Source organism: Streptomyces sp. KLMMK (assembly GCF_036961605.1).
Lineage (GTDB): Bacteria > Actinomycetota > Actinomycetes > Streptomycetales > Streptomycetaceae > Streptomyces > Streptomyces telluris.
The window spans coordinates 1-3,009 of record NZ_JBAMDC010000583.1 but is presented as its reverse complement, the minus strand read 5'-3'; the positions used below and the strand labels follow the sequence as shown (position 1 = coordinate 3,009).

The window sequence follows — 3,009 nt, the reverse complement described above, 5'->3', positions numbered from 1 at the left end:
CCTCCGCGGCCGCCACGCCGCGCCGGGCGCCCACCCCCACATACACGGCGGGTGCCGCGGCGGGTACAGGTGCGAGGGCCGGAGCCGCAGGGGATACTGCAGCCGCGAGAAGGGTGGAACCGTGCCGGTCGTGATCGCCATGGGCGCGTTCCTGATGACGCTGCTCGGCGGCTGGGCCGCGCACCGCATCACCGACCGCAGACATCTCGTCCTGGGGTTCGCGGGCGGGCTGATGCTCGGCGTCGTCGGCCTCGACCTGCTGCCCGAGGCCCTGGAGGCCGCCGGCCGGGACGTCTTCGGGGTGCCGGCCGCCCTGCTGTGCTTCGTCGCCGGCTTCCTCGCCGCCCACGCGGTCGAGCGGCTCCTCGCCGTCCGCAAGGCCGCCCACGGCGTCAGCGCCGCCGACCGCACCCCGCAGGTCGGCCTCACCGCGGCCGCCGCCCTCGTCGGTCACAGCGCCATGGACGGCGTCGCCATCGGCGCGGCCTTCCAGGTCGGCCACGGCGTGGCGGTCGCCGTCGCCGTGGCCGTCATCGCGCACGACTTCGCGGACGGCTTCAACACGTACACGATCACCGACCTGTACGGGAACGACCGGCGCCGCGCCCTCCTGATGCTCGCCGCGGACGCCGTCGCCCCCCTCATCGGCGCGGCGTCCACCCTGCTGTTCACCCTTCCGGCCGGATTCCTCGGCGTCTACCTCGGGTTCTTCGGCGGCGTCCTGCTCTACCTGGCCACGTCCGACATCCTCCCCGAGGCCCACCACACCCACCCGGCCGTCTCCACGCTCGCCTGCACGGCGGCCGGGGCGGGCTTCATCTGGCTGGTCGTGGGCCTCGCTCACTGACGCCCGCCGGCACCGCCCGCGGTCGCTGCCGCCGCCGCCACCAGGCGGGCGGCCGTGCCCGGGGCGCCCGCCCAGTGCACGTGGAGGTACGAGGCGTGCACCCCGTCGCGCACGAAGCCCTCCGTGCGGCGCTCCGGGTGAGTGAACCCCCAGGCGGGGGTCCCGCCCGCGCCCGGCTCGGTCACCGTGCGGTGGAACTCGTGCCCCCGGACGCGGGTGCCCGCCTGCGCCAGCACGTTGTCCGCGATGGCCACCGCCTCGCGGTAGCCGAGGGTGAGACGGCCGGACATGCGGGCGTCCGCGGGGAGCACGCCGCACATGGGCCTGCCGTCCAGCGAACGCGAAAGGTAGAGCAGGCCCGCGCACTCCGCGACGACCGGGGCGCCGGTTGCCGCGAGGGCGGCGACCTCTTTGCGGAGGGGTTCGTTCGCGGAGAGCTCCGGGGCGTAGACCTCGGGGAATCCGCCGCCTATGACGAGGGCGGCGGTGCCTTCCGGGAGGGCCTCGTCGCGGAGGGGGTCGAAGGTGACGACCTCCGCGCCGGCCGCCCGCAGCAGCTCGGTGTGCTCCGCGTAGGAGAACGTGAACGCCGGGCCGCCGGCCACGGCGATCACCGGCCTGCTCTCCGGGTGCGGCCCGGTGGCCGTTTTGTGGGCAGGGACGGGGTGGGAAGCCGGGGCGCCTGCCCGCAAACCATGGGGAGCCCACGGCTCGTCCACCAGCGGAGGCGCGCTGCGCGCCAACGCCAGCAGCCCCTCCAGGTCGCAGCCCTCCCTGACCCTCGCGGCCTGGGCCGCCACCGCGTCCGTCGCTTCCGTGCTGCGTTCGGCGACCGGGACCAGGCCCAGGTGACGCGAGGGCGTGTGGACCTGCTCGGCGCGGCGTACCGCGCCCAGGACCGGCACGCCCGACTCCGTCAGCGCTTCGCGCAGGAGCGCCTCGTGCCGGTCCGAGCCGACCTTGTTGAGGATGACGCCCGCGACCCGCACCTCCGGGTCCCAGGACGCGAAACCGTGCACCAGCGCGGCCACCGACCGCGACTGCGACGACGCGTCGACGACCAGGACGACCGGGGCCTTGAGCAGCTTGGCCACATGTGCCGTCGACGCCAGCTCGCCCTGCCCGCTCGCCCCGTCGTAGAGCCCCATCACGCCCTCGACGACCGCGACGTCGCAGCCCGCGGCCCCGTGCAGGAACAGCGGGGCGACCCGGTCCGGGCCGCACATGTACGCGTCCAGGTTGCGGCCGGGACGGCCCGTCGCGAGCGCGTGGTAGCCCGGGTCGATGTAGTCCGGGCCGACCTTGTGCGGCGACACGGCGAGCCCCGCGTCCGCGAAGGCCCGCATCAGGCCGGTGGCCACCGTGGTCTTGCCGCTGCCGGAGGCAGGGGCGGCGATGACCAGGCGGGGGATGTGCGTGCTCACCACTCGATGCCCCGCTGGCCCTTCTGCCCGGTGTCCATCGGGTGCTTGACCTTCGACATGTCCGTGACCAGGTCGGCGAAGTCGACGAGCGCCTGCGGGGCGTTGCGGCCCGTGATCACCACGTGCTGGGTGCCGGGGCGGTTGCGCAGCACCTCGATCACCTCGTCCGTGTCGATCCACCCCCAGTGCAGGGGGTAGGCGAACTCGTCCAGCACGTAGAGCTTGTACGCCTCGGCAGCCAGGTCGCGCTTGACCTGCTCCCAGCCCTCGCGCGCCTTGTCCTCGTTGCTCTGCTCGCCGTCCTTGGGGTCGCGCTGGATCCACGACCAGCCCTCGCCCATCTTGTGCCAGGCGACCGTGCCGCCCTCGCCCGACGCACCGAGCACCCGCAGCGCGTTCTCCTCGCCGACCTTCCACTTCGCCGACTTCACGAACTGGAACACCCCGACCGGCCAGCCCTGGTTCCACGCCCGCAGCGCCAGGCCGAAGGCCGCCGTGGACTTGCCCTTGCCGAGGCCGGTGTGGACGAAGACCAGCGGCCGGTTGCGGCGCTGACGCGTGGTGAGTCCGTCGTCGGGAACGACGGTCGGCTGTCCCTGGGGCATTACGCGGCCTTCCTGGTGTGTGCGGTCCGTACGGTGCGTACGAGCGCGGAGACGCTGTCCGCGCGCAGCTCGTCCAGTGTCACGACCGGGCCGCGCAGCTCCCGGCCCAGCTCGGCGGCGAGCCCGAGCCGCA

At 74.2% G+C, this 3,009-nt stretch carries 3 protein-coding genes and 1 pseudogene; 1 reads left to right on the top strand and 3 read right to left on the bottom strand.

Annotated features, from left to right (window positions below):
* The first annotated feature begins 139 nt into the window (after nucleotides 1-139).
* Nucleotides 140-847: a ZIP family metal transporter gene (locus V7793_RS35850; protein ID WP_443058077.1), complete on the top strand. Its 708-nt coding sequence runs from the start codon at nucleotides 140-142 to the stop codon at nucleotides 845-847.
* On the opposite strand, the gene V7793_RS35845 is transcribed toward V7793_RS35850, so the two are convergent.
* The 3 genes and pseudogenes from V7793_RS35845 to V7793_RS35835 form a co-directional block, all read right to left on the bottom strand.
* Nucleotides 841-2,274, bottom strand: a complete 1,434-nt coding sequence (locus V7793_RS35845; RefSeq protein WP_443058076.1) for a cobyrinate a,c-diamide synthase — start codon at nucleotides 2,272-2,274, stop codon at nucleotides 841-843. The two genes, V7793_RS35850 and V7793_RS35845, sit on opposite strands and share 7 nt — an antisense overlap.
* Nucleotides 2,268-2,876, bottom strand: coding sequence for a cob(I)yrinic acid a,c-diamide adenosyltransferase (gene cobO, locus V7793_RS35840; RefSeq protein ID WP_168093108.1), 609 nt, complete (start codon nucleotides 2,874-2,876; stop codon nucleotides 2,268-2,270). Before cobO ends, V7793_RS35845 begins: the two co-directional genes overlap by 7 nt.
* Nucleotides 2,876-3,009, bottom strand: a pseudogene (locus V7793_RS35835) (magnesium-chelatase subunit D); the annotation flags it as partial. The pseudogene V7793_RS35835 and the gene cobO, both read right to left, overlap by 1 nt.